Below are 1,444 nucleotides of genomic sequence, written 5' to 3'. Positions count from 1 at the left end.
AAAGTGATGTTAACTGGTTAGATAGGCGGCGTGATGCTCTTGAGCTTGCAATAAACTGGGATAGCTAGCGGGTTGTTAATTGGCTGCCATTGGCTTTTATACAGACAATGGAATAAATGCAGCTGGATATAAATGCTTTTGGGTATCAATGCACCTTGGTATCAATACAGCTTGGTATAAATGCAGCTTGGCAAAAACCTGATGATGAATACGTTAAACAATACGGTGATAATGTAAGGACTCAAAAAACGATAATGCCAAAAAAGGCGACCTATGGTCGCCTGCTGCTATTCTGGTTTAATCAATTCAAAATGCTGATAGGCGCGCGCCGTGGCAATGCGCCCTCGAGGCGTTCGCTGAATAAAACCTTGTTGGATCAAAAATGGTTCTAACACGTCCTCAATGGTTTCTCGCTCTTCACCGATAGCGGCGGCCAAGTTATCTAATCCAACAGGGCCACCCATAAATTTATCGATAATTGCCAGTAACAACTTACGGTCCATATAATCAAAACCTTCACTATCGACATCCAACAAGTTCAGTGCTTGCTCGGCCACGAATTGGGTGACCACGCCATCATGTTGTACCTGAGCATAATCCCGGACTCGCCGCAGTAAGCGATTGGCGATCCTCGGTGTTCCTCGGGCACGCTTGGCAATTTCTTGCGCGCCAGCACAATCAATTTCAAGCCCCATCACCTGAGCCGACCGGGCCACAATCGTACTTAAGTCTTTGATATTATAAAATTCTAATCGAAGTGGAATGCCAAAGCGCGCCCGCAATGGAGAGGTCAAGGCACCTGCCCGCGTGGTGGCACCGACTAAGGTGAACGGCGGTAAATCGAGCTTGATAGAGCGAGCCGCCGGCCCTTCACCTATCATGATGTCTAACTGATAATCTTCCATGGCGGGATAGAGGATCTCTTCTACCACCGGGCTTAAGCGATGAATTTCATCGATAAACAGCACATCGCCAGCTTCAAGATTCGTGAGCAGTGCCGCCAGATCCCCTGCTTTTTCGAGCACAGGTCCGGAGGTTGACTTGATATTCACCCCCATTTCATTGGCAACAATCATTGCCAATGTGGTTTTACCCAGTCCTGGTGGGCCATAAATCAACAGATGATCGAGTGCTTCTTGACGATTTTTGGCAGCTTGAATAAAGACCTTCAACTGAGCCCGGGTGTCATCTTGCCCGGTGTATTCATCAAGCAATTTAGGGCGCATCGCCCTATCGATGATGTCATCTTGTGCTTGTAACTGTGGCTGGATCAGTCTATCTGCCTCAATCATCTACATTTTCCTATTAGCGCATCAAGAATATGACGCAAGTGAAACCTCATTAAACCCCAACGGCGCTTTAGCGCCATCGCTCGACTATGTTGTTGGCCGCACGGATCACAGCATTGATTTAAGCGCCGCCTTGATAAGCGTCTCAGGATCCA

1 protein-coding gene is annotated in these 1,444 nt (G+C 47.6%); it reads right to left on the bottom strand.

All coding sequences use genetic code 11. The features are described from left to right. Positions 1-287: 287 nt before the first annotated feature. On the bottom strand, positions 288-1,292 hold the full coding sequence (gene ruvB / locus ACRCZA_RS07875) for a Holliday junction branch migration DNA helicase RuvB (RefSeq protein ID WP_438673903.1): 1,005 nt from the start codon (positions 1,290-1,292) through the stop codon (positions 288-290). Positions 1,293-1,444 lie beyond the last annotated feature (152 nt).

It is taken from the genome of Shewanella sp. (assembly GCF_051658185.1).
In the GTDB taxonomy this organism is placed as follows: domain Bacteria; phylum Pseudomonadota; class Gammaproteobacteria; order Enterobacterales; family Shewanellaceae; genus Shewanella.
This window is presented reverse-complemented; position numbering and strand designations above follow the sequence as displayed.